At 64.2% G+C, this 25485-nt stretch carries 29 protein-coding genes and 1 tRNA gene; 13 read left to right on the top strand and 17 right to left on the bottom strand.

Going from position 1 to position 25485, the window contains the following annotated elements; all coding sequences use genetic code 11:
* Nucleotides 1-22 precede the first annotated feature (22 nt).
* From AC3ERS_RS07805 to AC3ERS_RS07795, 3 genes are all read right to left on the bottom strand, one after another.
* Nucleotides 23-1411, bottom strand: a complete 1389-nt coding sequence (locus AC3ERS_RS07805; RefSeq protein ID WP_431964973.1) for an FtsK/SpoIIIE domain-containing protein — start codon at nucleotides 1409-1411, stop codon at nucleotides 23-25.
* 178 nt (nucleotides 1412-1589) lie between these two features.
* The gene (locus AC3ERS_RS07800) at nucleotides 1590-2045 is read right to left on the bottom strand and encodes a hypothetical protein (protein ID WP_431964971.1); all 456 of its coding nucleotides are present in this window, start codon (nucleotides 2043-2045) and stop codon (nucleotides 1590-1592) included.
* 914 nt (nucleotides 2046-2959) lie between these two features.
* Entirely contained in the window at nucleotides 2960-4123 is a 1164-nt protein-coding gene (locus AC3ERS_RS07795; protein WP_431964969.1) for a helix-turn-helix domain-containing protein, read from the bottom strand.
* Between the two features lie 261 nt (nucleotides 4124-4384).
* Here AC3ERS_RS07795 and AC3ERS_RS07790 point away from each other — a divergent pair, with 261 nt between their 5' ends.
* The 6 genes from AC3ERS_RS07790 to AC3ERS_RS07765 all read left to right on the top strand — a co-directional run bounded on the left by AC3ERS_RS07790 (nucleotide 4385) and on the right by AC3ERS_RS07765 (nucleotide 9296).
* Nucleotides 4385-4843 carry a DNA-directed RNA polymerase subunit beta gene (locus AC3ERS_RS07790; protein ID WP_431964967.1) on the top strand — a complete coding sequence of 153 codons (459 nt, stop codon included), beginning with the start codon at nucleotides 4385-4387 and terminating at the stop codon, nucleotides 4841-4843.
* Nucleotides 4840-5070, top strand: a complete 231-nt coding sequence (locus AC3ERS_RS07785; protein WP_253812577.1) for a hypothetical protein — start codon at nucleotides 4840-4842, stop codon at nucleotides 5068-5070. The genes AC3ERS_RS07790 and AC3ERS_RS07785 overlap by 4 nt, the downstream gene beginning before the upstream one ends.
* Nucleotides 5071-5117: 47 nt before the next feature.
* Nucleotides 5118-5441: a hypothetical protein gene (locus tag AC3ERS_RS07780; RefSeq protein ID WP_431964964.1), complete on the top strand. Its 324-nt coding sequence runs from the start codon at nucleotides 5118-5120 to the stop codon at nucleotides 5439-5441.
* A 5-nt stretch (nucleotides 5442-5446) separates the two neighbouring features.
* Complete coding sequence (locus AC3ERS_RS07775) at nucleotides 5447-7015, top strand: hypothetical protein (RefSeq protein WP_431964962.1); 1569 nt, start codon at nucleotides 5447-5449, stop codon at nucleotides 7013-7015.
* 232 nt (nucleotides 7016-7247) lie between these two features.
* The gene (locus AC3ERS_RS07770) at nucleotides 7248-8282 is read left to right on the top strand and encodes a hypothetical protein (protein ID WP_431964960.1); all 1035 of its coding nucleotides are present in this window, start codon (nucleotides 7248-7250) and stop codon (nucleotides 8280-8282) included.
* 723 nt (nucleotides 8283-9005) lie between these two features.
* A complete protein-coding gene (locus AC3ERS_RS07765) occupies nucleotides 9006-9296 on the top strand; it encodes a helix-turn-helix domain-containing protein (protein WP_431965391.1) in 291 nt (96 codons plus the stop codon).
* On the opposite strand, the gene AC3ERS_RS07760 is transcribed toward AC3ERS_RS07765, so the two are convergent.
* The 3 genes from AC3ERS_RS07760 to AC3ERS_RS07750 all read right to left on the bottom strand — a co-directional run bounded on the left by AC3ERS_RS07760 (nucleotide 9277) and on the right by AC3ERS_RS07750 (nucleotide 12419).
* Nucleotides 9277-10167: an IS3 family transposase gene (locus tag AC3ERS_RS07760; RefSeq protein ID WP_431964958.1), complete on the bottom strand. Its 891-nt coding sequence runs from the start codon at nucleotides 10165-10167 to the stop codon at nucleotides 9277-9279. The genes AC3ERS_RS07765 and AC3ERS_RS07760 overlap by 20 nt on opposite strands.
* 105 nt (nucleotides 10168-10272) lie before the next feature.
* A complete protein-coding gene (gene ltrA / locus AC3ERS_RS07755) occupies nucleotides 10273-11517 on the bottom strand; it encodes a group II intron reverse transcriptase/maturase (protein ID WP_431964956.1) in 1245 nt (414 codons plus the stop codon).
* Between the two features lie 578 nt (nucleotides 11518-12095).
* Complete coding sequence (locus AC3ERS_RS07750) at nucleotides 12096-12419, bottom strand: transposase (RefSeq protein ID WP_431964954.1); 324 nt, start codon at nucleotides 12417-12419, stop codon at nucleotides 12096-12098.
* A 22-nt stretch (nucleotides 12420-12441) separates the two neighbouring features.
* On the opposite strand from AC3ERS_RS07750, the gene AC3ERS_RS07745 reads away from it, so the two are divergent.
* Complete coding sequence (locus AC3ERS_RS07745; RefSeq protein ID WP_431965389.1) at nucleotides 12442-13506, top strand: IS630 family transposase; 1065 nt, start codon at nucleotides 12442-12444, stop codon at nucleotides 13504-13506.
* Between the two features lie 69 nt (nucleotides 13507-13575).
* On the top strand, nucleotides 13576-14205 hold the full coding sequence (locus AC3ERS_RS07740; RefSeq protein ID WP_431964952.1) for a helix-turn-helix domain-containing protein: 630 nt from the start codon (nucleotides 13576-13578) through the stop codon (nucleotides 14203-14205).
* Here AC3ERS_RS07740 and AC3ERS_RS07735 read toward each other — a convergent pair.
* Genes AC3ERS_RS07735 through AC3ERS_RS07720 form a run of 4 tightly spaced genes read right to left on the bottom strand, consistent with a single transcriptional unit; the run spans nucleotide 14129 to nucleotide 16564 of the window.
* Nucleotides 14129-14488: a MafI family immunity protein gene (locus AC3ERS_RS07735; protein WP_143861410.1), complete on the bottom strand. Its 360-nt coding sequence runs from the start codon at nucleotides 14486-14488 to the stop codon at nucleotides 14129-14131. The genes AC3ERS_RS07740 and AC3ERS_RS07735 overlap by 77 nt on opposite strands.
* A 16-nt stretch (nucleotides 14489-14504) precedes the next feature.
* Entirely contained in the window at nucleotides 14505-15881 is a 1377-nt protein-coding gene (locus AC3ERS_RS07730; RefSeq protein WP_143861409.1) for an EndoU domain-containing protein, read from the bottom strand.
* A 6-nt stretch (nucleotides 15882-15887) separates the two neighbouring features.
* Nucleotides 15888-16205 carry a WXG100 family type VII secretion target gene (locus AC3ERS_RS07725; RefSeq protein WP_357789395.1) on the bottom strand — a complete coding sequence of 106 codons (318 nt, stop codon included), beginning with the start codon at nucleotides 16203-16205 and terminating at the stop codon, nucleotides 15888-15890.
* 32 nt (nucleotides 16206-16237) lie between these two features.
* The gene (locus AC3ERS_RS07720) at nucleotides 16238-16564 is read right to left on the bottom strand and encodes a WXG100 family type VII secretion target (RefSeq protein ID WP_357789393.1); all 327 of its coding nucleotides are present in this window, start codon (nucleotides 16562-16564) and stop codon (nucleotides 16238-16240) included.
* Between the two features lie 815 nt (nucleotides 16565-17379).
* On the opposite strand from AC3ERS_RS07720, the gene AC3ERS_RS07715 reads away from it, so the two are divergent.
* Nucleotides 17380-17457 (top strand) — tRNA-OTHER (locus tag AC3ERS_RS07715).
* Nucleotides 17458-17891: 434 nt separating this feature from the next.
* Here the strand turns inward: AC3ERS_RS07715 and AC3ERS_RS07710 are convergent.
* Both AC3ERS_RS07710 and AC3ERS_RS07705 read right to left on the bottom strand, forming a co-directional pair.
* Nucleotides 17892-18536: an HAD family hydrolase gene (locus tag AC3ERS_RS07710; RefSeq protein ID WP_431964948.1), complete on the bottom strand. Its 645-nt coding sequence runs from the start codon at nucleotides 18534-18536 to the stop codon at nucleotides 17892-17894.
* Nucleotides 18530-19717 carry an MFS transporter gene (locus AC3ERS_RS07705; RefSeq protein WP_431964946.1) on the bottom strand — a complete coding sequence of 396 codons (1188 nt, stop codon included), beginning with the start codon at nucleotides 19715-19717 and terminating at the stop codon, nucleotides 18530-18532. Before AC3ERS_RS07705 ends, AC3ERS_RS07710 begins: the two co-directional genes overlap by 7 nt.
* A 415-nt stretch (nucleotides 19718-20132) precedes the next feature.
* Here AC3ERS_RS07705 and AC3ERS_RS07700 point away from each other — a divergent pair, with 415 nt between their 5' ends.
* Complete coding sequence (locus tag AC3ERS_RS07700; RefSeq protein WP_431964944.1) at nucleotides 20133-20579, top strand: hypothetical protein; 447 nt, start codon at nucleotides 20133-20135, stop codon at nucleotides 20577-20579.
* A gap of 70 nt (nucleotides 20580-20649) precedes the next feature.
* Here AC3ERS_RS07700 and AC3ERS_RS07695 read toward each other — a convergent pair whose 3' ends face one another.
* From AC3ERS_RS07695 to AC3ERS_RS07675, 5 genes are all read right to left on the bottom strand, one after another.
* Nucleotides 20650-20979, bottom strand: a complete 330-nt coding sequence (locus AC3ERS_RS07695; protein WP_431964942.1) for a ScnB — start codon at nucleotides 20977-20979, stop codon at nucleotides 20650-20652.
* Nucleotides 20976-21686: a thiocyanate hydrolase subunit gamma gene (scnC, locus tag AC3ERS_RS07690; RefSeq protein ID WP_431964940.1), complete on the bottom strand. Its 711-nt coding sequence runs from the start codon at nucleotides 21684-21686 to the stop codon at nucleotides 20976-20978. Before scnC ends, AC3ERS_RS07695 begins: the two co-directional genes overlap by 4 nt.
* On the bottom strand, nucleotides 21683-21985 hold the full coding sequence (locus AC3ERS_RS07685) for an SH3-like domain-containing protein (protein WP_357401260.1): 303 nt from the start codon (nucleotides 21983-21985) through the stop codon (nucleotides 21683-21685). Before AC3ERS_RS07685 ends, scnC begins: the two co-directional genes overlap by 4 nt.
* The gene (locus tag AC3ERS_RS07680) at nucleotides 21982-22407 is read right to left on the bottom strand and encodes a hypothetical protein (RefSeq protein WP_431964937.1); all 426 of its coding nucleotides are present in this window, start codon (nucleotides 22405-22407) and stop codon (nucleotides 21982-21984) included. Before AC3ERS_RS07680 ends, AC3ERS_RS07685 begins: the two co-directional genes overlap by 4 nt.
* Nucleotides 22408-22594: 187 nt before the next feature.
* Nucleotides 22595-23905: a Dyp-type peroxidase gene (locus tag AC3ERS_RS07675; protein WP_431964935.1), complete on the bottom strand. Its 1311-nt coding sequence runs from the start codon at nucleotides 23903-23905 to the stop codon at nucleotides 22595-22597.
* 106 nt (nucleotides 23906-24011) lie between these two features.
* On the opposite strand from AC3ERS_RS07675, the gene AC3ERS_RS07670 reads away from it, so the two are divergent.
* From AC3ERS_RS07670 to AC3ERS_RS07660, 3 genes are all read left to right on the top strand, one after another.
* The gene (locus tag AC3ERS_RS07670) at nucleotides 24012-24461 is read left to right on the top strand and encodes a MarR family winged helix-turn-helix transcriptional regulator (RefSeq protein WP_431964933.1); all 450 of its coding nucleotides are present in this window, start codon (nucleotides 24012-24014) and stop codon (nucleotides 24459-24461) included.
* 100 nt (nucleotides 24462-24561) lie between these two features.
* Nucleotides 24562-25011: a hypothetical protein gene (locus AC3ERS_RS07665; RefSeq protein WP_431964931.1), complete on the top strand. Its 450-nt coding sequence runs from the start codon at nucleotides 24562-24564 to the stop codon at nucleotides 25009-25011.
* A 123-nt stretch (nucleotides 25012-25134) separates the two neighbouring features.
* Nucleotides 25135-25437: a hypothetical protein gene (locus AC3ERS_RS07660; protein ID WP_431964929.1), complete on the top strand. Its 303-nt coding sequence runs from the start codon at nucleotides 25135-25137 to the stop codon at nucleotides 25435-25437.
* The last annotated feature ends 48 nt before the right edge of the window (nucleotides 25438-25485 follow it).

The raw sequence follows: 25485 nt of genomic DNA, 5'->3' as shown, positions 1-25485 counted from the left end.
GATCGTTTCCCTGGTTACGGAGCTACGAGTGGTCGGTGTCGGTGTCGAGCCGTGGTGTGCCGTCAGGGTGGCGCGGTAAGGGCGGGTAGGTGCGCATGATCCATTCGATGTCGTCATCGGTGACCCAGTAGGCGCGAACCCTGGTGATCTCCACCGAGGTTTCGTGCTCGACGTAGGCCACACCGGGAGTGCTTTCGGGGATTTCATCGCACAGCGCCCCCCGATCGCGCCCACTCGGTCCGAACAGCATGTTCGGCTGTGTCGGCTCACTCATGCGCAAACCCACCCGGTACGGGTAGAGCTGGCGAAGCTCGAGCACGTCCTTCGACGGGTCCTGGAGACTGCCGACCATCGGCACCGCCACCGCGCGTGATTGGGTGAGCACGGTACCCATGTGCCGCAGAATCTCGTCTCTGATCTTGCGATCGGAGTAGTAGGCGGTCAGGCTCGCGGCCTCATCGATGATCACCACAACGAGTGGTTCGGCCACGGTGGGTGTGATCTTGCGTTCGGCTTTGGTCATGTAGATCTGGCCCCGCTGTTGCACCAGTGCCGCCGCATCACGCAACAGCGCGAGCGCCTGCGGGCCGTTGTCGTAGGCGAAGCGCGCGAACCACTCTCGGGCTGCGCCCATCTCCATTCCCCCCTTGGGGTCGATGACCCACAGCACTACCCGCCCGTCCCGGATCGCGGGACCCAGGGCCGCGATCAGCGACCAGATCACCGATCCCTTGCCCGAGCCCATCTTTCCCGCGACGAGCAGTTGGTTACCGAGTAGCCGTATCTTCCAGGGTTCCCCGAGTTCGGTCATGCCGATGGTGAGTGCTTCCAGGTCAACGGTTTTCGCCTCCATCCGAGGCAGTGGAATCGGTTCGGTAAGCCGGTCGGTGTGGATCACCTGTAGCCGCACGAACCCCGATTCCGCGTGACGGACCCGCACCCCGACCGCGCCGAAGGCGTGGCGCAACGCATCGGACTGCTTGGCCCACATCTGCACCGTCTGACCACCCACCAGCTTGACCAACAACTCATCAGCGGTGTCACCGATACCGACCTTGACCAGGACCGGGGTTTGAACACCGTTGTCGAGGATCTTGGTCAGCCCGTGTATCGCGGTCAGCGTCTTCCACCGCCGCTTATAGCGCTTCCACGACAGATACCGCGTGCGCATCCGCCTCCACACCCAGCGCCGCCACGAGCCCGGCCACCACGCCCACCACATCCCCCACCCAGCCAGTGACAGCGCCGCCGCGCTGGCACCGATCGGCCAGCCCAGCAACCACCACCCCACGCCTGCGGCTGCGATCGGTAGCGAGATCATCGGGAACAGCAGCGCCCACCACAACAGGTGGGCCAACCCCATCACCATCGCTTCCAGCAGCAGCATCAGCCCTTGCCCCAGATCATCCATGATCGTGGGCGGGCGGGGTTGTGGCTTTTCGTACTCCGCGGAACGAACCACGTCTATCAACTCCAACTATCTTGTTGCGAATGTTGTTGCCGCACAGTCCGATATGACGGCCGCGCGGGGGCGGGTCGGCCCGGTTGCGTCCGAGCCGACCCGCCGAATTCAGGACCGCGAGTCAGAATCAGGCCGGGGTCTTACCCGCGCCCGCTCCACTCGCCGACCGGTTACCGCCACCCGGCGCAGTCGCGTAGCCCGTCGCGCGCACCGTGTAGTCCAGGTACTTGTATTCGCCCTGGCCAGCGATGCGCGGTTGGACGGTGACGCCCACCAGTTCGATCGGCCGCAGGTTCGGGCCGATCTCCGCGGTTGTGGGTACCGGTTCGGTCTCCGACAGCAGCAGAACCTCATAGCTCGCACGCCGCGCCTTGCGCACGGCCGGATCGCTCACGGTGGCTTTCCACACCAGAGCCCCGGTCAGCTCGTCGCGCTTCTGCGGACCGGGCCTGTTCGGATCACCGGTGTACACCAGATCAGGATTCACAGGCCCCATCTGGTACAGCCCGTCCCGGAAGAAGTCCGCGAACTCCACAGCGAATCGAAGGTTCTTGCGAGTGTCGATTAGGTTGTCCTCGGCCATGGCGGCCACCATCCAATCTGTGACGTATCTGGTTGTTGTTAGATGAATCCCGCACCAGGGCGGGGGAGTTCGGGCACGGCACCACGCACCGGACCCACGGACACCACCAGCGCGAACAGGCGGATCACGCCCCCCGACCACACCCCGCCACGCCCGCACCACGCCAACTCCGACACCAGCCACGCGCAACGGGACCCGGTGAATTTCACGCTCCGAGAAGTCACCCCAATTGGGTGCATGGACTACTCTGGACATGGCAGAGACCTCGTTTCTGCACACGAATGAAAGAGGGACTCCGAACGGCAGGGTTGCAGCCCGCATGCCTATCGGAGTTGGTTTCGTTCAGGCTGTCCCCTCGTTAGCGCGGGGGGACAGCCGCGAATCAGTGACGGCTAGCAGCCGTAGTTATCATTCGATGAATCAATCTCCTTCCAATTTTCTCCATCTTGACACGGAAAACGTCCAGCGTGCCGCCACCCAACCCACACAATTTGTGGGGGTCAGCCAGACCGTTCCACCCACCAGCTGTGGAACCATCCATGGCGGCAGACCTGGGCCACGCTTGACCAGGGAGTTTGCGGCCTTACCCGCGACCACGTACCGCGACTCACTCAGCGATACGGAACCACCTACACCAGTGCGGGCCGGGAGCGCCATACGGCTGCATCGACCAACCCACACCCGAGAGACAGACACAGGCGCGCACATCCTTTCTCTCCTACCCGGCCCGTCGAGTACTTCTCGCTGTCTCCATCATCCCGCCAGGTGCCACACGGTCAAGAAAAACCACGAAATATCCGCTGGACCTACGACACATTTTTTGATAGCGGATTGCAATAGCTCGCCTAAAATGGGTCTCACGCTTGACATGCGAGAAAGGAAAGCTCTCAATTTACTAAAACGAGGGCTTTCTTCTAGGGCTGCACGGGGTAGGTGTCGCGGAAAGCTTCGCGCACGATGGCCGCGTCCGGTGCGCCTCGGCCCTCTATCTCCGAGACCACTTCGGACACGCGCCAGTAGTTCGACGGCACCAGGCGCCCGGACTCCACGGCTGCCAGCGCGACATGTGCCGCTTCGTCCGGCTTGTCGGCTGCGACCAGAGCCAGGCCCAGGTCCAGGTTCGCCGTAGCGATCCGGCGCGGGCGCACCGACTCAGCGCCTGCCAGATCAGCGAGAACGTGCCGGGCGTAGGACTCGGCTGCCGGATCACCGAGCCAGGCCAGCGTGGTGGCCACATAGGCGTCCGATTTCGCTGGGTCGTATCGGAAATGGTGCTCCGGCCGGTTGGGCGTGCTCAGTCCGGCCACCAGCCGGGCCACACGACGCAGCGCCCCGTACGTGCCCTTGCTGTCCCCGAGCCGTGCCAGCGCGCGACCCTCCTGGGCGGTGGCTTGGATGAATGCCGAACTGTCCTCCGGGGCAAGGGAATACGCGGCACGCGACAGTTCTGCCGCCGCTGCGAACTTGCCGTCGGTCAATTGCTGCCACGCCCGCGTTTCCAGGCACCATGCCGCGATCTCGCGGTGTCCCGCTTCGTCCGCCAGCTTCCACGCCAGGTGTCCCCGCGCCGCTGCGGCGGAGGTTTCGCCCAGGTCGATATGGCACGTGCTGGCCAATAGCGACAGCCAGCCGACCGAGACCAGCAACCGGCGGTGCTGCGCCAGCGTTTTCCGGCTGTCCATCAGGCGTCCGGCGTAGCCGAGATGTTGACGGATGCGCATGAGCAGTTCGTCCGGCGGAGTTGTCGGGTATCCCGCCGCTAGGTCGTCCACCGCCAACTCCAAGCGGTCCAAGGTGTCCCCGCCCAGGTCCGATGCCGCGACCCGCTGAATCCATTCCGTTGCTGCCCGCTCACCGTCAGCCGATTCAACGAACAGCGCCGAGCCGATACCCAGGGCATCGGCGTAGGCGGTCACGTGCTCCGGCCTGACCTGACGCTGCCCGGTCTCCAGCAACCCGAGCAGCGCCTTGCTGTAGTGCGTGCGCGCCGCCAGTGCGGACAGGCTGAGCCCCGCCGCCTCTCGTGCAGCGCGAAGCCGGATACCGGTGATGGCGTCCGATTCCCCGCTCTCGTCCACAAGACCAGCCTAACGGGCATTGATCCGCTGTAGACGCTTGTAGACGCCGAACGGCTCCAAACCCAAAACGTGCACATCTAGCGTCTTTTTCAGCCCCGCCGTCGGGTGGATGGGGGTTCTCCTTCATCCCCGGCGGCGGGTGCTACTCAGCACGCGTTGGCCCAGCAGGGAGGGGTTGCATCAATGGGTTTGTCCGAGGAGTTGGGTTGGGATGAGTCGGTTGCCCCGCCGACTGCGCCGCGTACCGACTCGCCTGCCCCGGTGGCCGATACGCCGCGTTCGCGGGTGGGCTACTACCGCAGCGTGTGCCATCTGCCCGCTGTGCTCCAACCGGACACCGGCCGTATCGGTTTCACCGCGGGCATGGTGTGGGCGGTAGCGATGCCTGCGGAGTTGGGGCAGATGGTCAAGGTCCACCTCGAGCGTCACAAACAAGGTGGTGGGCCGATCGTGACCCATCCGCGCTCCCACACATGGACTTTCCTCGTGCGCTCGGACATTCCGGCCACGATGATCGCTGCCGAGGCAGCGTTGTTCCGTCTTCGCCGAATCACGGTCTTGGGCAACGGCGATCACGTCGCGCTACCGTCACCGGCTGATCAAGGTTCGGAGCATCGGGTGTGGATCACCGCCGCGCATTCGGTGTTCCGTCCCTCCGGGCGTGCGGTGCTGTACGCGGTGCACGCCTGCCTGGCCCCGATCCGACAGCCCGCGCTATGAGCACCACCGCGCCGACCCCGGACGGGTCGCCATCGCCCACCGAACCCGATGTGCACCTGAGTGTGTTCCTGCACGGGCAGCGGATGGACTTCGTTGCCTGCCTGACGGCTGCGTTGATCTTCGTTCAGGAGCACCAGGCCCGCCACTACGTCGACGCGGTGACCGTTGACCTGGACAAGCGCGAGTTCCCGCGCCTTCCGAACGAGCGCCTGTACCTGGAGAGGTAACGCCTGGGACCAACCGCGCCAGCCAACAGGCATCCAACGAACACGAAATGCGCAGTGAAACAACATATCTGCAACGGAGCCGGGAAGACTTCAGCCGCGCCCAAGCCACCGCACTGACCGCACTGGCCCAAGCAGGTCGGGCGTGTTCGGCTCGAGAGCTGGCGGGCGGGCCCCGCATCGGCCCGATCACACTGACTCTGCAATGGCTGGTCACCAAGGGCCACGTCCGCACCGAGGTCCACCGTCCAACAGGCGAGGGCCGCTCCGAACCGGTCTATGAGCTGACCGACGACGGTCGCGCCGCCTATCAGCGCCTCACCATCCACACACCGCCAGCCCGGCCGCTGGAAGCCCCGAAATCGAGGACGTGACTCGCGTGCCCATCAATGCCATCGGCCTGCTCAACCGCAGCGTCAGCGACTCCTGGTTACGAGACGAACGAGTGATCATCGACCTGAGCCACGCGCGCGGGTACCGGCTGGCGCACACGGTGATCATCGACGCCGACACCTACATGCCGACCACGTTGATCGTGTGGACTGCACACCAGCACGCCGCAACCGTCATCGTCGCTCCCAGCGTCGAGCACTTCCCCAGTACCAGCATCCAAAACGCGGTCGCTCTGGCCTGTGCCCTGGTGACACCCGCACGGACCATTCCCCCGGCTGGAAGCCCACACACCATGAAACTCGCCTACGACAGTGCCAAGGGCCGGGGTGGTCGGCTCGTGTTGCGCCCCGTCGCAGGGTTGCCGCCCCTACCCTGTGTACGGCGCTTCGTGGAGCCTGGAGTTTGCGGCGCTGGCATGTTCGGACGGAGAGGGGTGGTCATGGCCGCGGTGTCCGGCGAGTTCGACGAGGAGGACTTCCAGCAGTTCGTCAAGGATCAGCGGGACCCGCGTTGGGTGGCGTGGCTGGACAGCGTCGATGACCAGTTGGATCGCTTCCTGAGCCGAACACTTCGCTTCTTTTCCGGCGACCTTTCCGGCTACATGCATTCGGCAGCGGCGTTGGTTCTCGCCGAAGAGGCTGCGTTAGAGCAGTTCCCGGACCGCGCGGCGGTACGCGCGCCGGAGAATCGTGCGGTGGCCGAACGCTTCGAGGTTTTCCTCGGTGAGGTGTTCCGACGCAGCTTCGATGGAACCTGGATCAACTGCCCCCATCACGACGAGACCGGGATGGGCTTCTGCCCGGTGGTGCGATTCCCGTTCACCAACCTCGACATCCACGTCCGGACCTTCCTCGAAGCCGCCGCCGAGGAACGCAGCGGGACCGAGTGGCTGTCGGTGTGGGTGCGCGCCGACAAGATACAAATAGCGTGGATCGAGGCCGGAAGCCCCCGACGTACACAGTGGGACCAAGCCGGATGGGTTCCACCCGAGAACGGCGACCGACCAAAGGAGAGCATGGGCATGGGCGACGAGCAGCTGAGCATGGATCTCGGTGTGAACATCGAAGAATCTGCGTGGGCGAAATGGGTCGATCCATCTCGCCGGGAAGCTCAAGCACGAAAGTTCATGTCCTACGCAGGCATTCGGAGCATCCCGGACGAGCTGTGGAGCTATAGCGACTCGCCGCAGATCATCACGGAGCAGCAATCGGCGGACGATGCTGTGGCGGAGTTGTTCCCCGACTGGGACGCGGTGAAAGCGAACCCGGATATGGCCGATGCGTTTGCGTGTTTCCTCGGCGAGTGTTTCGCCAAGTACGCCGGAGCCGAATGGTACGACAGCCCCGTCGGCCGGGAGCGCTCTCTGTACGACGACGTGAATCCTGCACTTATTTACGGTTTCGAGGGGTCGACGGATCACACAGTGTGGCAATTGTTCGACTTGATGTTCGAAAATCGGCTGGAACGGGACGGGCGCATGTTCACTGTGATGGTCGACATGATGGGTGAATACCAGGAGGAATGCCGTTTCCTCCCGAGGAAGCGTGGCAGCTGACCCGCGGCTTGCCGTAACTGATGTGATCGCACATGTTCGGGGGCTGGGTCACTCATGCCAGACGACTACGATAATGACCGAATCGGATTCGGCCCGAACGACCGTGGAAGAATATTCGAGAATGGCGCCGAGGTATTTTTCCGCGATCGCGAAAATGGCTACACGAAGCAGGTTTCGGTACCCGTTCCAGGGCGAGAAGAGAAACGTCGTTTCGACAAAGCGCAAGTAAAAGATGGGCGAATCCGAAGCGTCGAAGACAAATCAGGCGGAGTGCGAGGCCCCCAACGACCTCAAAGAACTACGCAATGACCGAATACTCCTCGAAAACGGCATCATAGATCACCACACGATACGCACAGTCGAAGGCGAGCCTATAGCGCGAGAGGCGCAGCAGTTGATAAACGAAATGGCTCGGGACTTCCCGAACCGTTTCGAACACCAAGTCATCCCCCGGTCGGTCGCTCGCCAAATCTGGGCCTTGGGACTGCAAAGGGAGCCTGGTAAGCAGCTCGAATTGGACGGGGTCCGTGACAAGGCGCGCGAGCACGCGGCCCGACAGCGGCAAGCACCCGCCGTGTCGCTGGTCAAGCAGCGTGAGTCGCCCACCGTATCCCTGGTTCGCACCGAGGAACAGCAGCGGGACCGTTCCCGGCGCAGCGAGGAGGCGCGGCAGCGGAAAGAGCGGGAGCGCGCAACGCGGCTCCAGGCAGCCAAGGAACGGCTCTCACGTGCCGTTGCCGATCAGAACCGGCGATTGGCCGAAGCGCGGGAGCAGGGGCAGCTCGTTCCCGCGCAGGATCTGAAGAAGTCGCACGAGGGCATTACTCAGCAGCTCGAAGCCGTGCGGGCTATGGAGGCTGCCCAAGCGCGCGAGGCGCTGGAGAAGGCTGGACTTGGCGCGAAGCAGATAGAGGCGATGGAGCCCATTCTCAAGCAGGGGCGTGAGACTCCGCGGCTGGACATGGTGCGCGATATCGACGCGCTTGGCGCTGCTGCGCAAGATGCGGCGAAGGCTCAGCAGCGGCGTGAAGAGATCGAGCGTCAGCGTGAGCAGGTCCGCGATCGCGTCGAACGTAGCCCCCTGCCGCGCGAGGTGGCGCAGATCCTGGAGCTGGGGAGGCCGCAGCCGGGGGAGACGCCACGGCCTGTGCCGGGGCACGAGGTGAGTCAGGCGCGGTTGCACTACGACATCGCCAAGGAGCGGCAGCGCGAACAGGAACGCCAACGCCAACGAGGGCTGGGACGGGAACCAGAGGGAAGCGCATAGCAGGCCCTGGCGCCCTCGGGCTGACTCCGGAAGTCACCCACGTGCTCAACCTCAGCGGCCCCCCAACCAATGCCCGACCGCGACCGCACCAACCATCACACCTGCCGACCGCGCTCGACGCGAGCGCAACGAACGCGAAGCCCGCGAACGCGACGAACGCGCACGCCACGAACGCATACACGGCCGCAACCCCGGCGCACCTGACCTCTAGGCCAAGCGACTGAGCGACGACCAACCGCGCCGGATTCGGCCACCACCTCACTGGTTCCCTGGGTCCCAGGGCTGGGCCGTTCCGGCGCGTCGCGACAGGCATGGCAACCAATGGTCTGATTCGCGGAATGTGTTGTGCCGCAAGCTTGAAGGCTCTGTTGGGAGCGAGTGAGAGAAGTTGGGAACCCCCGGGAATCAGTAGGAAAAAGAAGGAAGAGATAACCGGTAACCCAACAGATCAGAACTTGCCGAATTTCTCTCTACAGAGTCAAGAGCGGCGCGCTACGCGCGCCGCCCAGGGTCGCCCCTCCCTCCGCTCCGCTTCGGTCGGCGCACCCTGGCCCAGCACCAGGAGGAGGGTCATGCGCCTATCCAACGGGATGCAGTTAGGCCGTCTAGTGTGTCGCGCCTGAAATGCACACTCTAAGTTGTTAGCCTGTTTGTGTGTCGCATCGTGGGCCTTCCGCTGTTGAGATCGTTGTGTCCGATCCTGAGCGTGTTGAGCTTGCGCGCATGGCGGAATCGCCGGATCGGCGTGAGGCGCAACGGGCTCGGATCGTGCTGGCCTGTGCTGAGGGTATGTCGGATGCGGGTGCCGCGCGGCTTGTCGGTGTCTCGACGGGGTCGGCGGCGAGATGGCGTGGGCAGTTCGCTGCTGAGGGTCTGGCGGGGCTGGGTGATCGTGATCGCGGTGGGCGTCCGGTGGCCGAGATCGTGTTGACCGGCGATGAGCGTGAGACGTTGCAGCGGTGGGCGTGGGGTTCCCCCGAAAAAGTGGACAGGGTTAGCTTGCTTCGGGGGTAGTTTTGAGGGACTGCTCGTAGTCGATTGGTGAGCGCATTCCGATCGCCGAGTGTCGCCGCCGATGATTGTAGAAGTGCATCCAATTGTCAACTGCAGCAACCAGTTCCGCCTTGGTGGCGTAGGCGTGCCGGTAGTAGCATTCGTGCTTGAATGTCGACCACAGCGATTCCGCGCCAGCGTTGTCCCAGCAAATCCCGGTGGCTCCTGCCGAGCGGAGCAAGCCGTGGCGGGCGCAGGCTTCGGCGGTGACGGCAGCGGTGTATTGGCTGCCCCTGTCCGAGTGCAGAATCGTGCCGCGGCAGCGGCCACCACGGACGAACACGGCCCGGTCCACGGCGTGCACGACCAACTCGGCGCGCATATGGTCGGCGACTGCCCAACCCAGTACGCGCCGGGAATGTTCGTCGCGGATCGCGCATAGGAACATCTCGCCCTCACCGCAGCTCAGGTAGGTGATATCCGAGGACCAGACCAGGTCGGGGCGGCCACGGTCGAAGCGACGCCCGACCAGATCCGGCGGGAACGATGCTGCTGGATCGGCGATGGTGGTGGTCTTGAACGAGCGTGGGCTGATGCCCTCGATCCCGAGTTCGGCCATGATCGCGGCCACGGTGTTCTTCGATACCCGTTCGCCTTCGGCGAGCAGGTCGGTGGTGATCCGGGGCGATCCGTAGGTGCCGTCGGAGGCACGGTGGTGGGCAAGGATTTTCACCTCCAGATCCCGGCGGCGCTGCAGCCGTGCCGACGGCTCCGCGCTGGCACGGACCTGCAGGAACCGGTAGTAGCCTGAGGTCGAGACGCCGAGCAGTTCGGCCATCCGAGTCACGTCGAGACCGGCGCACTCTGCCGCCATGAGCTCGAACCTGCTCACTTTGGATGCCGTGCCGCAAAGTACGCCGAGGGTCGAGTAGCCCGGGGGAATCTCACCCCCAGGCCCTCACAGAACCGTGCTTGACAGTCTCCCGTTACACGGCTCTTACCATCCAGTCGCCATGAACCCACGGGTATACGCCCAGTGGGCGAACAACCGGGGATACCTGTCCCCCAATGCTTTCCACCAGGCGTTGACCTTCTTGAACCCGTGCAACCGCCGATACTTCTTGCGAGCCCACCGCACCAGGTAGGTGTTGATGCGTTTGCACAGCGCATACAGTTTCGACCGGTAGAACCGGCCGTAATACTGCAACCAGCCCCGCACGATCGGATTGATCCATCGGGCCAACCGGCCCAGCGTCCAATCCGTATGCCGATGCACGTGCCAACTGCGGACCTCGCGGTTGATCCGTTTCTCCGCGTCGCGGCTGATTGCGGGCAGGAACGCGTTGAACAACCGTCCGTGCCTGTCCCGCGCCGTCCGCGCCCGGAATTCATACCCCAGGAACGTGAACGATGTGTGCTCATACGAGCCGCTGCGCTCATAGTCCTTGCAGTACACGACTTTCGTCTTCTCCGGATGCAGCTCCAGCCCGACCTCGGTGAGACGTTCCCCGATCGCGGCCTTCAACATCAGCGCCTGCTTCTCGCTGGCACAGTGCACGACGACGTCGTCCACATACCGTTCGAACATGATGCCCGGAAACCTCCGGGCCATCCACGCGTCGAACGCGTAATGCAGGAACAGGTTCGCCAGAACCGGCGACACCGCCGAACCCTGCGGGGTCCCACGATCTCGTGTTTCCAGTGCCCCGTCCGGGCGTTGCAGCGGGGCCGAAAGCCACCGCCGCACATACAACACCACCCAGTCCTGGTCGGTGTTGGCCCGGACCGCCTTGACCATCAATTCGTGATCCACGGTGTCGAAGAACTTCCGGATGTCCAGGTCCAAGACCCAGCCACCGGACCCCCAGCACCGCCCTCGGCATACTCCGACCGCGTCCAGCGCCGAACGATTCGGTCTATACCCATAGGAGTCCGGATGGAACATCGGCTCCACCCGCTTTTCCAACTCCATGGCCACCACCGTTTGCGCGACCCTGTCCGCGACCGTCGGCACGCCCAGAACACGAACTCCGCCACCGGTTTTCGGGATCTCCACCGCCCGCACGGGCGGAGGAAAATACGTCCCCGACGACATCCGATTCCACACCTTATAGAGGTTGTTCCTCAGGTCGGCCTCGAACTCCTCGACCGACTGCCCGTCGACCCCGGCAGCTCCCTTGTTGGCCCGCACTCTGTCAAACGCTTCTTGCACAGCCCATTTCGAAATCTCGAACGGCTTCATCGACGACCTTGATTGACTCATCCAGCTCCTCCCGGCCTGCGCCGGTCGACTGCTTCACCAACCCGAATGGTCCGGCCCCTTCGCTCCACACCCATTACAGGCGCTTCACCACTACTACGAGCCGGTCCGCCGGCATCTCCCGCATCGGTACTCAACGCCTCACAGTTTCCGCTGCCCGGCGCGCTCCCTCCCGACCCCGCCGAAGCGACATCCGTATCGGGACATGCCTTCCCACGTTCCATGCGAAAGCCGCAGACCAGGCTCACGTCGCCTCCATGCCGGACACCGCCTGGCCAGAAATCGGGACACCCGCCAGACTCATCCCGGCGCCAAAAATACGCCCCGGTTTCGATGCCACCTGTTTCCATTTCGACACGTCGTCAGCGATTCACTCGCGTTCGTCTTCCTGATCCCCACCTGACGCCCTCGACGGAGCGCCTTTTCCTCATCGTTCACCACGACGGTCTTCAGCCAACGCAGCATGAGGCGGTTTGAAGCCTCCCACCCGACGGGCGGCTCCGAAGGGCCACTACCCCTTCATCATTCGCACAGCACCACGATCGACCACCTGACCTACCTCATGCGGCCTCCCGTGTTCGTGGCACACCTTTTTCCAGGAACACGATGTCCTTGGCCTGCTCGGCGACCTTGGCCCGCAGCCGCACCAATTCCGCACGCTCATCGGCCGAAAGTGGCTGGCCACCACCGCCATCCGGAGCCCGACCACCGCTCAGGCCAGCCGCGGCCATACGGCGGCGTTCTTCGCGCACCCACTTGTGCAGCAGGTTCTCGTGCACGTCCAGCTCACGGGCGATCTCCCGCACCGGTCGGCCGGAATCGATCACTCGATGCGCCGCTTCCACCCGATATTCAGGCGAATACGATCGACGCGGACGAGGCATAGCGAACATCCTTCCAGGGACCATCGGTCCCGCTATCTCAGATGTCCACTACTTCAGGGGAACCGCAGCGCGTCGATCCAAGTCGTCGCAGGCGCTCACGGAGCGCTGCCGGATCGTCTTGGGTTGCGCGGCAGGGAAATCCAATCAGGATGTGGCAGCCGAGTTGGGTATCACGGCCCAGACGGTGGGTAAGTGGCGGAGGCGTTTCGCGCAGAAACGTCTCGAGGGGTTGTCCGACGAGCCGCGTCCGGGACGACCCCCGTCGATCCTGCTGGACAAGGTCGAAGAAGTCCTCACGATGACCCTGGAACAGAAGCCGGTGGGCGCGACGCATTGGTCGCGGACCTCGATGGCCAAACGAAGTGGCTTGTCGCCATCGATGATTGGACGGATCTGGGGCAAGTTCGAGCTGAAACCGCATGTGGCCGACGGCTTCAAACTCTCGACCGATCCGTTGTTCGTGGACAAGGTCGTCGATGTGGTCGGGCTGTATCACAATCCGCCGGAGAAGGCGGTCATGTTGTGCGTGGACGAGAAGTCGGGGATCCAGGCACTGGACCGCTCCCAACCGGTGCTGCCGATGATGCCCGGCATGCCCGAGCGATACTCCCACGACTACGTCCGCCACGGCGTGACCAGCCTGTTCGCGGCGTTCGACATCGCCGACGGAGCCGTGATCTCCAAGCTGTACTCCCGCCGCCGCGCGACCGAGTTCAAGAAATTCCTCATCGCGATCGACAAGGCCGTGCCCGCGGAACTGGACGTGCACCTGGTCTGCGACAACTTGTCTACCCACAAGACACCGACGATCAACGCCTGGCTGGCCCGCCATCCTCGATTCCACATGCATTTCACCCCGACCGGCTCGTCCTGGCTCAACCAGGTCGAGCGCTGGTTCGGGTTCCTCACCGACCAACTCCTGCGGCGCGGAGTCCACAAAAGCGTGGCGGCACTGGACAAAGACATCACAGCCTGGATCGAGCAGTGGAACGCCGACCCGAAACCATTCGTCTGGCGCAAGACCGCGGAGGAGATCCTCGAATCACTCGCTAAATATCTTCAACGCATTTCAGGCGCGACACACTAGTGCCTTGTCCGGGAAGGTTGATGCGGTAGTCGCCGGGGTGGCGGGTTGAACCGGAGGCCTTGACCGGCGATGCTGCCGGTGGAGGTGATGCCGGTGGCTCGCAAGCCGGATGTGTTCGGCAGAGCGGTGACTCCGGAGGAGGGTCGCAAGCTGGCCCAGATCGCCCGGCGTAGCAAGGTGCCGGTGCGGATGCGGCGGGCGGTGGTGGTGATGGCCTCGGCCCAGCATCAACCGGTCGGGGCGATCGCGAAGTTGATGCAGGTCTCGGAAGCTTATGTGCGGCAAGTGATTCACGACTTCAACGCGCATGGATTCGAGGCGCTGGACCCAAAATGGAGCGGGGGCAGGCCGGCGAAGACCACGTGGTCGGCGAGGCTGTGCATCCGCACCGTGGACTCGGCCCATCTCATCCGAAGGTCATTGACCAGCTTGTCGTCGCCGTCAAGCCGGTGCAGCGCCTCGGTGAGCTCCTGGCCGTGGGTGTCCATTGTCTCGTCGAGCTTGCGCTTCATCGCTTCCCAGGTCTCGTGCAGTTGCTTGGCCTTGTCCGCGTCCATGACCTCATCCTGCCCGGTCGCGCCCACCTGCTCACCCTCGAATCAGCGGCTTTCGCCATCCAGCTCTATTCGTGGCCCACATTCAACTCCGCAAGCACCCGCTCATAACTCTCTATATAAAACATGGAGGAATTTTCTTTAGGGTTTCCAAACAATGGCAGGAGATCAGCTAAGGCATCACGCTCGGCCGCGCTGACCAAAATTTGATCTTTCACCAGAGTGGCGCAAAGGTTATCGATCAACAACGTCCACTCGCCGACCTCACTGAAAGTCCGGTACTGAGCTAGCGCTTCGGGCCGAAGGCGGTCCGAGAACCGTTCTAGAAGTTCCCGGGAATCGTTGTTCAGCTTGGCTAATTTAGCCTTCTGCTCCGGAGTGAACTGTCGCCTTTTGCGCCGAGTGCTGGGCCTATCATCAGAATCCATCAGTGTCACCTAAGTTCTATTTGATCGGGTTGCCATTTGCGTCGTTCTTATACACGCCCGGACCACTGACCGGATAGCCCGTGATGATGTTGCCCGACGTGTCGACGACGACCTCTATGACAACACCATCCCGCGTACCAGTGACCAACCAAGTTCCGTGCTTCTGAAGAACAGGAACCTGATCGGGATTCTTAGCAACATCTTGAATGCTATTGATAATGTGGTCGTCCGTCCAAGTCTTATTGTCCGGGAATTCGGTCTTACCTGGTATGCCTGTCCCAGGCGCATGCCCTCCGCTGTTAACGTCGTCGCTCCCGTCTCCGTCGAGGATATGAATCTTCCTGAGCTCGGTGATAGAGATACTGCTCGGAACAGGCCCCGTAACCTTACTCCATTGGGAGCCAAGGCCGTTGGTCGGGTTCGCTGCGCTGGTCTTCCTCTTGAGCTCTTTGATACGTTGAAGATTGGTACGTGCAGGTCCGAGGTCTCGGGTCTTCTTGACGCCCGACGCAATACCCTTCGTATTGGTCCATTCGATGACGATCCCGCCGATACCTTCAGCCAGCTTCTTGGCCCTGTCACCGGTCAATGCTGCAGCAGCGTCCGGTCTGCCTAGCAAAGTCAGCCCGACGGCTCCCACTTCACATACGATCGTTACGCCGGCATCCTTCGCGGCATCTTCTAGCGCCTTGGTGATCCTATCCCGAAGGTCTATCAATGCGGCACGGTGGTCACCGCACGAACTGGCGAGTTCACCGCACGCATGTTGCAAATCAACGGCAGCGTTGTGGAGTTGCTTCAAGTCCTCCAGAACTGCGGTGATATCGTCGGACTTCTGGCCGTCGAACGTGCCGGGTAACTTTTGCAGCTTGGCGATATTGGTAACGATCACCTCGTCGGTGGCCATCGTTTCCCATATTCTGCGTGCCAGGTCGAGCCGATCGGTATTGCCATCTGGGACCGAAACCCCGAGCTGTTCAATCAACCCGATTGCAAGTTTGTCGACCAATCCTTGCCCAGGACCACCCGCTGAAGGGGGTGAAGTCTTCGCGACACCTTTGAGTAACGGGAGCGCTTTCGGAGGGTCATCGTTATTTGGGTTGTTGTCGGCCAGGGCGTGAACATAACCCAGGTTGGTGACAATGTCACTGTAATTCGCCAACGCGGTAACTAAATCAGCAGCGAGGTTGGTTAATTCACTGGCCCGGTCATCGTATGATCGAGACCAATCTTTGGCCGCAGCGAAGCTGCCACCCATCGTCTCGCATTCGATCAGGCCTCCCATCGCAAGGGTGAAAAAAGCATCAAACGCGCCTGCGGCATTAATGCAATCAGTGCCAGCGTCGTAGAACGTTTTCGGAGTAACTACAACTTCTTTATCGCTCGGTGCCACGAATTTTTACCGTAACCCCAACGTCCGCAAGTTCGTTTCCACCGCATCGATATAGCTTGTACGCGCATCCGCGGAGGCATCACGCATTGCCGCAATCCCCTCAGCGACCTCACCGGCAGCGGTCATCCACTGGGTAAACGCTTCGCTCTGCGCGGTAGCGGCTTCCCCCGACCATGTCTGATGCAGCGCGGCCATGCGCTGCTGCAGACCCTGTAACGATTCGGTGAGGAATCCCGAGAATCCCTGCATCCGGGCCGTAATCTGTTCCAGCTCATCAAGATTAACCCTATAGCCGTCCATCGGCTTGCCCTCTCGATAATTCACGAATCACGCGTAGCGTCACCATGTTCCGGCGATCAGGGAAGATCCAACGAACTGGTCCGCAGCGCGTTATTCGAATCAGTTTCGACATAGGCAGCGCTGGTCACACCCAACGTTTTCGCCATCGTCGCCAGTGACGCAAGCACTTTCAGTGCCCCCTGCTTAGTCTCATCCCACCCCTCGCGATACGACTGCGCCCGCCCGCCCTGCCATGACTCCAATAGCCGATCCACGTCCGCATCCACCGAATGCAAACCGCTCACCAACGTCTCTGACACTGCTTGAACGAACTTCCCCGCGTCGGAAACCTCGGTCGGGACTACCCAGAGCTCTGAACCGCCGTCACCGGCCGTCGTGGACATGGACGAACCCCCTATCGTGGATAGCGACTCAACGGACAATATATGACCGCCGTTGACCTCGACCAATCATGCTAGCGCCTTGCGATCCTCCCGGATAGCGAAAGGTGTTCTGACCTACGGTAATTCGACTCTTAAATGTTGAGTTCTCAAGGTTCTGAAGCACCTACGTAACCGGAGTCTCAGCTGCGGGCCGGATCTCCGCGCCCGTGTGAACTCGCCTATCCTCGCCGCTGCGAGGCGCTGACTGGACCGGAACAATGATGATCTTAAGAGCTTCAGTCCCCGCCTCTCGCAGCCCCTCGAAGCGATCCGGCACATTCAGGTCTTGCTCTGTCGTGTGAGGTGTGGTCACCCGGACGAGTGTTCCACGACCCCCCGACAGGTGTGCGGGAATTCTTCACGCCTTGCTGCCTGCTCTCTCCATCTTGTTTGTCCGCCTGGGGTTTCGGCCTTGGCCCCACTGTGGGCTGGCGCCCGGGCGCGGGCGGCCCCAGGGGCGCGGACCTGGCCCAGCGCTCGGCGACTCACCGGCCTCGGTCAACTCGGAATTGTTGTTCTGTTCCGAGCCGTGTGAGCTTTGGAATGCTGCCGCGCCCCTTCGGGGCTTGCCACTCGGACTGTTGCCGATCGATAGCTCACGCTGAACATTCGCGGTGTGTCGCACATTCGACACGCCGATGAGAAGCTGCAAACGCATCCAACTAAGTCCCAACAAATCCAACTAGCGTGCCCGTGGTTCGAATGTGTGTTCGGTCGTGATAAGTAGTCGAAAGTCGCTGAATTGCCTGGTAGGGCGTGCTACCGCCGTTTGGTCGGTAGCTAACAGTTGTCAGCCGTAGTCATGAGTTCTCGCATCGAGAAGGTCAGGGGTTCGATTCCCCTTAGCTCCACCAATAGAGGCGAGTGCTCGCGGAGAGCGCTCGCCTTTTTGGTTGGTTCCGCGTGTTTTGTGGGGGCGAAGCCCCCACGCCCCACCCGGCGGGCTTCGCCCCCGGACCCCCTCCCAGGTGCACCCTCCCCGAGCGCGTTCCCGCCCGGGGACTCGCAACCCCCGCCCTCTTCGGCATTGTGCGCCGGAACTCCGCTCATGGGCTCATCTCTTCAGCGTCGCGGTCCCCGGATCTCTATATCCACGCCGTCCTCGGTGACGCGCGCCGGAACTTCGCTTGTGGGCCCACACACCCATGCCGCGCCCATCGGGCTCATCACATCCAGGGCATCGACGGTCGCCCATGCAAAACGCTCGGCTGGGATATCCCAGCCGAGCGTCTGGTCGGCCTCGTGTTCACCACCGGTCGGCGGCGGTGTTGCGCCGACCCCGGAGGACCTACGCGGCGACGGTGGCGAGGCGGAGGTGAGTTTCGATATCGCCGGGGGAGCCGGTGTAGTGGAGAGTGCGCAGGCCCAGGCTCGCGGCGGCTCGGCAGTTGTCGGCACGGTCGTCGATGAACAGGACGCGGCCGGGATCGCGAACTCCGGTCGCGGCGAGTGCGTTTCGGTAGGTGTCGGGGTGGGGTTTGTTCATGCCCAGCCGGGCCGAGTAGAGGGCGTCGGTCATCAGGGTGCGCCATTCGGAGGCGTCGAGAGCGTCACCGACCGGATGGGGTGCGTTGGAGAGCAACACCATCGGGATATCCGCCCGCCGGGCTTGGTGGAGGAGCGCGATGACGCGGTCGTCGGTCTGAGTCCACATCGCGGTGTCGACGGCACGCAACTGGGTGAGGAATTCCGGGTCCGGGCGATGGCCGAGCACTGCGGTCCAGAAGTCCGTGTCGTCGAAATCGCCGGAATCGTAGGGTTCGCGGGCGCTCCAGAAAGCGTTCTGGAAGAGTCCGAGCTGGTCTGCGTGCCATCCGGCGAGCTCGGCGAGCCTGCTCCACATGGGAATGGTGGGCTGCAGGCCGATGACGCCGTTGTAGTCGAAGATGACCGCGTCGAGTTCCGCGGGCTGGTGAGATAGTGCGGTTACCACCGGTTCTCCAGGGCTCGAGAGGACAGGACAGCCACGCCTGCGGCGAGCAGGGCGGGCAGCATGAGGGCGGCGGGCAAGGTGGTCGCGGTGGCCAGGGCGCCGATGAGCGCCGGGCCCGCGAGGAGACCGAGGTAGCCGGTCACGGCCACGGCGGCGACCGCGCGAGGACCACCTGCTCCGGCCGCGGTGAACAGGGAGGGAATCGTGACGGACAGGCCGAGACCGAAAGCGGCCCAGCCTGCCAACGCGAACGGCACGTCGGTCACCGACAGGCCCGCGATGAGTCCGATGGAGGCCAGAATCGCGCCCGTCCGAACTACTTTCGGCGCGCCGAAGGATGCGATGAGTCGGTCACCGACGAGACGGCCGCCTGCCATGGCCGCGCTGTATCCGGCGTACGCCGCGGCACTGATCGCGGGGGACGCGTTCAACCCGCTGAGATGGACTGCCGACCAATCGGCCGCAGCGCCTTCGCCCAGCAGGCACGCGGCGGCCAGCAAGCCCAACAGCCAGAGCCGGGATCGGGACAGCGCGGGCAAACGTTCCCGCGCCACGGTCTCCACCGAATCGAGGTCCGCGGCAGGCGATCCGATGCAGCGGGTAGCCGGTGCCACCGCGACCGTGGCCACGATCGCCACCCCCGCGGTGACGCCGAAGACGTACGTGTGCGAATCATGTGCGGTGACAGCGGCGAGCACTGCTCCACCCAGCGCGCCGAGACTGTAGGCCGCATGGAGGCCCGACATGATCGGGCGACCGTATGCCTGCTGGCACCGAACCGCCGCGCCGTTCGCCGCGACGTCCAGCACGCCGTGCGTGGCGCCGAAAAGCAGCGCCGCAGCGGCGAGCGCGATCGGATTTCGGCAGGCGCCGAGCAATGCGAGGCTTACCCCGAGACCTAGTGCGCCGCAGGTCAACAGCTGGGAAAGTCGGGCGGGTTCGGCGAGCCGACCACCTATCTGAAGGCCGGCGACCATGCCGACCGCGGCGGCGAGCAGGACCGCGGCCAGCCCCGCGGTGTCCAGCCCGGCGGACTCCTGGATGGCCGGAATCCTGGTTCCCCAGATGGCCATCACAACGCCGAGTCCGGCGAAGTATCCCGTCAACAAACCACGACTCCGCACTACGGCGTCGGGTATATCTCGCGCACGTTCCAAAGCCGGCGCGATGGTGCGTGTCATGAAAGCTCCATCAGTGCCGCCGCCGGTTTCGTCGTCGAGAACGACCGCGAAACCGGCTGCAGGTGGGTATGACGATTCCCGCCTACTTCCACGAGGGAAGAGGCGCACAAACTGTGGATCGGTGGAAGGTTCCGCGAGTCGAAGACTGAGCGTGACGCGCCACGCTGCGCGAACAAGCCGAAACCTACCAAGGGGTACGGCGAGCTACCACTCGGAAAGGGTTCCGGTGATCCGCTCCACAACATGCAGTCCGAAGGTCTTACGGCGTCGTAGCCGAGATCACCCGCCGAGGTCAGCCGGTATCGATGACCAGAGTTCCTCCTCCACCTGAATCCCGCGGCGGCGCATGTCTGTAACGTCGGTCGTCCCATCAACCGATGACCGGGATATGTTGTCGCAAAAGAGGTCTGGAAAGTTGGGGAAGCTCGCGCGGGTGGCGGTGGCTGCTGCCGCGTTGACGGCGGCCGCGTTGTCGGGGGCTGGAACGGCGTCCGCCGCCGAAGGCGGGATCGTCACCACGTGCAGGGGCATCAGTCCCAACATCGTCGACTTCCCGTACTCCGGTCAGGTCGTTGTGGGGCAGTACAACTCGCCGGGGCGTGCCTACTTCACGATCCACGCGGGTGGGAGCGTCTGGGGTGGGTACGGAACGCAGGTCACGCTCAACTGGACCAACCTGTCGACCGGCGCTTCGGGTTCGGAAACGCAAGGCGGCTCTGTCGGGTTCGTGATCGGCAATGGCAGCACCCTGTACTTCAGTCCGTACACGGGCGCAGGCACGATCCGCACCGACTTCACGGTCGTCAACAGCGGATTCGTCCCCCAAACGGTCACCTGTTCCGGCACCGCTGAAGTCTGGTAGCCCTACCGCAATCCGTAGGCGGCTCACGCTCAGGAGAGCATGAGCCGTTTCCTTGTGGACAAACCTCGCGCTACTCCTGGTGGAATCGCTCGCGGATGACATCCATTCGGGCCCTGAGTTCTTCGGGGCTGATGACTCCGCGGTCCATCAACGTGTGGGCCGTGATCACGGCAGACCGGGCGCGCACGGGGAAATCGTGGTAGATCGTTTCGCCGAGCGCGTCTTCGGCGTGCCTGCGTTCGAGGTTGTCGAAAGCTCCACGCCAGGAGAGGCATTCGCAGGTCGCCTGCATGCTCGACTCCCACGGGTCGGGCTTGCGGTCGAGTTCGGGGAGGCTGGACTCGCGAGAGGATCCGGGGGAGAGGGTGTCCAGCAGGACGTTGTAGGGTGCGCTCGTCATGGGTGCGCCTCCCCTCGCATGGCGTCCTCGACGTGGTTCGGTGGTTTCTGGGCGGTCCAGTCGACCTGGGGCAGCGCGACGCCGATCATCGTGTCGCGGGTGACGATGGCCGCGAGCTGTTCCTCGGTCCAGCCCTCGGTGCCCTCGGGACGCATCGGCATGACCATGAAGCGGGATTTCTGGTTCGAGTCGTGGACTCGGACCTCGACCTCGGGCGGGAAGTGCAGGCCGAATTCGGCGAGTACCTCGCGCGGCCAACGGACAAGGCGGCGACGGTAATTGGGGGTTCGGTACCAGTCGGGAGACATGCCGAGCACGGGGCGCGGGTAGCACGAGCACAGGGTGCACACGATGACGTTGTGCACTTCGGGGGTGTTCTCCAGGACGTAGAAGTAGGTGTAGTCGCTCGGCGTGCCGGAACCGGTGGGGTCGCGCCAGTCGATGCCGATCTCTTTGCAGGTCTCGGTGCCGTCGGCGAGCAGTCGCGCCTTGAAGTCCGGGTCCAGCCACGCCTTCGCGACCAGTTTCGATCCGCCGTGCGGTCCGACCGCCTCGGCCCATTCGGAGAATCGCCGATGGTCTTCCTGCGAGAAGAGGCCCTTCTCGATGGCGAGTTCGCGAATCGCCGTTTCCAGCACCTCGAACTCGCTGATCTCCTCGCTCGCCTGGATCGGCGCGTGCGCCCCGTGGTCGTGGGTATGACTCACTGCGAACCTTCCTCCTCTGCGGGCTCGAGCCAGCGCTCGGAGACCTCCGTCTCCAGGGTGTCGGCGTCGAAGCCGGTGTATTTGGGCCACAGATCTTTCTGGCGGAACCGCACCACGTAGAACGGCTCGACGCGGCCGTCGTCGCGCCCCCACGCCTCGTCTTCCGGGATGATCCATTCCGGCCGGTATTCGACGACGACGCCGGTGCGGCCGCGGGTGTAGCTCTGGGTGCGGGTGTGGAACATCGAGGTGGCGTCGCGGACCGTCACGCGGTCGCCGATGCGGTACTTGCGGGTCATGCTCGCTCCTTCAGCCGGGCGCGCACCTCGTCCAACTTGGCCGACAGTTCGTCGGGGGTGATCAAGCCCTTGTTGATGAGGACCTTCGCGGCGACCGTCGCCCAGCGCGCGTAGTAGGGCAGCCCGAAGTAGAGGGTCGCGCCGAGGTCGTTCTCGGCCCGCCTGCGTTCCTCGGAGTTCCACACTCCACGCCAGCCGAGGCATTCGCAGGTGACGTAGGTGCTCATCTCCCACGGTTCTTCGACTTTTTCCTTGTACTCGATCGGGACGTCCGGTTGGCCGCCCACGTCGTGCAGCACGTGGCGCAGGGCCTCGAACAGCTCGTTCGATATGTCGTACGGTGAGTCGAGTGGCTTGCGGAAGACCGGCGCGATGTCCGCGACCCGGTGTTGGAGCTGGTCGAACCGATTCGGTGAACTCATGATGGCTCCGTTGTTGCGGCTCCGATGTCCCCCGACGCGATGCGGCGCGCACCGGCTGAGGGCAGGCACTGGGGAGCGTGACTCCCATCACAATCGCGTTGTCAGGTTGCTAACGATACACGTCACATTTGCCGAGCTGAAGCTGCCGCGCTCCGACCAGGGGCGACTCACCCGTACTCCGAGGCTCTCATCTCAACAAATCGTCTGCGATAGACCCGCCGTGCGGGATGCCCGGAGGGATTGCGAAGAAGGCGCTGCCGGTGTGCTGGATGAGCGGGTTCAGGCGGTCGCTCGCGGCGAGGGCCCGCTGGGCCGCGATGAACTGCGCGGGAGGGTTGTTCATGTAGGCCGCGAAGAGCAGGCCCGCGTCGAGCTGGTTGTGGCCGCCGTGGGTGTGTTCCGGGGTGCCGGGTGCGTGGGGGTGTGGTTCCTCGGTGGCGCCGCCCGCGTTGGCGACGAGGGTGCCGTAGTCGTAGTTGTAGCCGCGGCGGAGCATGGGGATGTCGTGGACGAGACGGACGTGCGCGGCGGCCGGGATGGCGAGTTCGCCGGTGGCGGTGCGTGCTTCGAGGTCGACGGGGTCGAATTCGCGGCTTCCGTGCAGGGGCGCTCCGTCGCTGCGACGGCGGCCGATGATGGCGTCCTGTTCGGCCAACGGAAGTTGGTCCCAGTCGGCCGTTTTCATGCGGATCTTGCGGAAGACCAGGTATGTGCCGCCGCGCAGCCATGCGGGTTCGTCGGGGGAGTCGATCCACACGGCACGCTCGAACGTCTCCGTTCCGGATCGCGGGTTGGCCGTTCCATCTTTGTGGCCGAACATGTTTCGCGGCGTTCCGCCGTCGGCGGGGCGGGTGAGGAAGCCGTGTTGGGTCCAGCGCAGGCGGCCGAGGCCGGGCATGCGCGCCCGGAGTGCGCGGAAGGCGTGGCTGACGATCTGGGCGTCGTCGGCGCAGATCTGCACCAGCACGTCGCCGCCGCTCCACGCGGGATTCAGTGCGTCGCCGGGGAATTCGGGCAGTGTGTGCAGGTGGCGAGGGCGTTGGGCGGCGAGGCCGAAGCGTTCGTCGAAGAGCGAAGGGCCGAGCCCGAAGGTGAGCGTCAGGCGGGCGGGGTCGAGGTCGGTGGCGAAATCGGTGTGCGCGCTGAAACCCGGTGCGGTGCCGGGGCGTTCCGGGACCGGCTCACCGGCGGTCAAGGCCGCGGCCGTCGCGGTCCATCCGGAGAGCAGGTCGCGGAGCGTGGCGCGATCCGGTCGCGCGACGTCGACCGAAAGGAACAGCGCGTGCGACTGGGCGGGAGTGGCGATACCGGCTTGCCTCGGTCCGTGGAAGGGTTCGATTGCGGAGGGAGGTGCGGGGTCCGGCGCTGTCGCGCGGCCCGCGACGGCGCCGACTGTGGCCGCTCCTGCGGTGGCGAGGCTCGCGCCGAACAGGGCGCGGCGGGTGACGCGGCCGGTCGGTGACTCGGAATTACTACTCGCTGTAGTACTTTCGCTCATGAGGCGACAGCGTAGCGGCGCGCTCGCCTTCCTTCAACATGGCTGAAGCTTTGCTGGTTCTCCACCCGTGCCGCGCTCCGGGGTTGCTGTGCGCGAGACTGAAGTCGTGACCTCCGAGAACGCCCGGCCCGGACCGCCCGCGATCAGCGCCTCCGTCATTGTGCTGACGCTCGCGCGCACGGTGGAAACCGAACTCGGCGCCGCCCTCGCCCCGCTGGATCTCACCATCGGCAGGCTCGGGCTGCTCGGTCACATCTCCGGTGTGCCGGGTGCGTCGTTCAGCGATCTGGCGCGTATGTCGGGCATCAGCGTCCAGAGCGTGCACACCGCGGTGAAGACGCTCGTCGCCGCCGGGCTGGTGCGCGACCGCACGGCGCGGGCCGGGTCCGCGTCGACGATCGAATTGACGCCCAAGGGTTCTCGTCTGCTGCGCAAGGCCGAGGGGGTCCTCGCCGAGGTCGACGAGCGACTGTTCGGCGCAGAAGCCGATCCGATTCGACACCAGATCGGCGCGGCCATCCTCGCCGCCTTCGCGAACGGAATCCCCTCGCGATGACTTCTCGCGTTCCGCGGGGGTGATTCGGCGCACGTCCTTCAGTCTGCCTGAAGCTCTCCGATTAGGCTTCAGTCCAACTGAAGGACGAAGGAGTCGATCGTTGAAGCATTTCCTGCTATCGGTGCATGTGGTGGCGGCCATCGTGTTCGTCGGCGGCTCGGCCGTGGCGGCGAGTCTGTTCCCTCGGTACGCGCCGGTCACGGCGGGTGCGACAACGCGGAATCGAGCCGAACGCAGCGTCGCGGTGGCGCGGGTGCTGCACCGCGTCACCGGTACCTACGCGGCACTCGGGATCGTCGTGCCGGTCGCGGGCATCGTGCTCGCCGCGGTGCAGGGCAGGATGGGCGAAATCTGGATCACGCTGGCCATGGTGCTCACCGCTGTCGCGGGCGGGTTGCTCGCGGTTCAGATCCATCCCATGCAGCGCGACGCGCTCGCCGAACCCGACGACGGCGGGCGGCTGCGTGCCCTCGGGATGCTCTCGGGCGTCTACAACCTGCTCTGGACGGTGGTCGTCGTGCTGATGATCGTCCGGCCCGGCTCTGCCTGAACCCGCCTCCCGAGCCCTTGTGACCTGCGGAGATCATCCGCCGCGGTCGCGCGCGGAAACCCTCCTCGGCGCGCGTTGGCACTATGGCTTGGGGAAGTGATCACTACGAGGAGGTAATTGGAGATGGCTCGGATTCCCACGGCGCTGCTGGCGGCCGGTGGACTCGGCGGAGGTTTCGCGCTGGCGCAGGCGACGAAGAAGCGGGAACTCGGCGGCGTGGTGTTCGCGGCGGCGACCGCGGCCGCGCTGCCTCGGTGGCGCAAGGCGGTCGGCACGGGTGGGGCCGCGGCGTTGACGGGGCTGTCGGTGGGCGCGCTGGGAGCCTCGCACCCGCTGGCCAAGAAGATCGGCGCGTGGCCGTCGGTGGCGGTGGTGTCGGGCGTGGTCGCGGCGGCCGCGTGGGCGACGGTGGATCGCCGGGCCTGACTCGGGCCGTGGCTGTGCGGCCGGGGACCGGAGGCGGTTCTCGACTGC

Source organism: Nocardia sp. bgisy134 (assembly GCF_057708325.1).
This window is presented reverse-complemented; position numbering and strand designations above follow the sequence as displayed.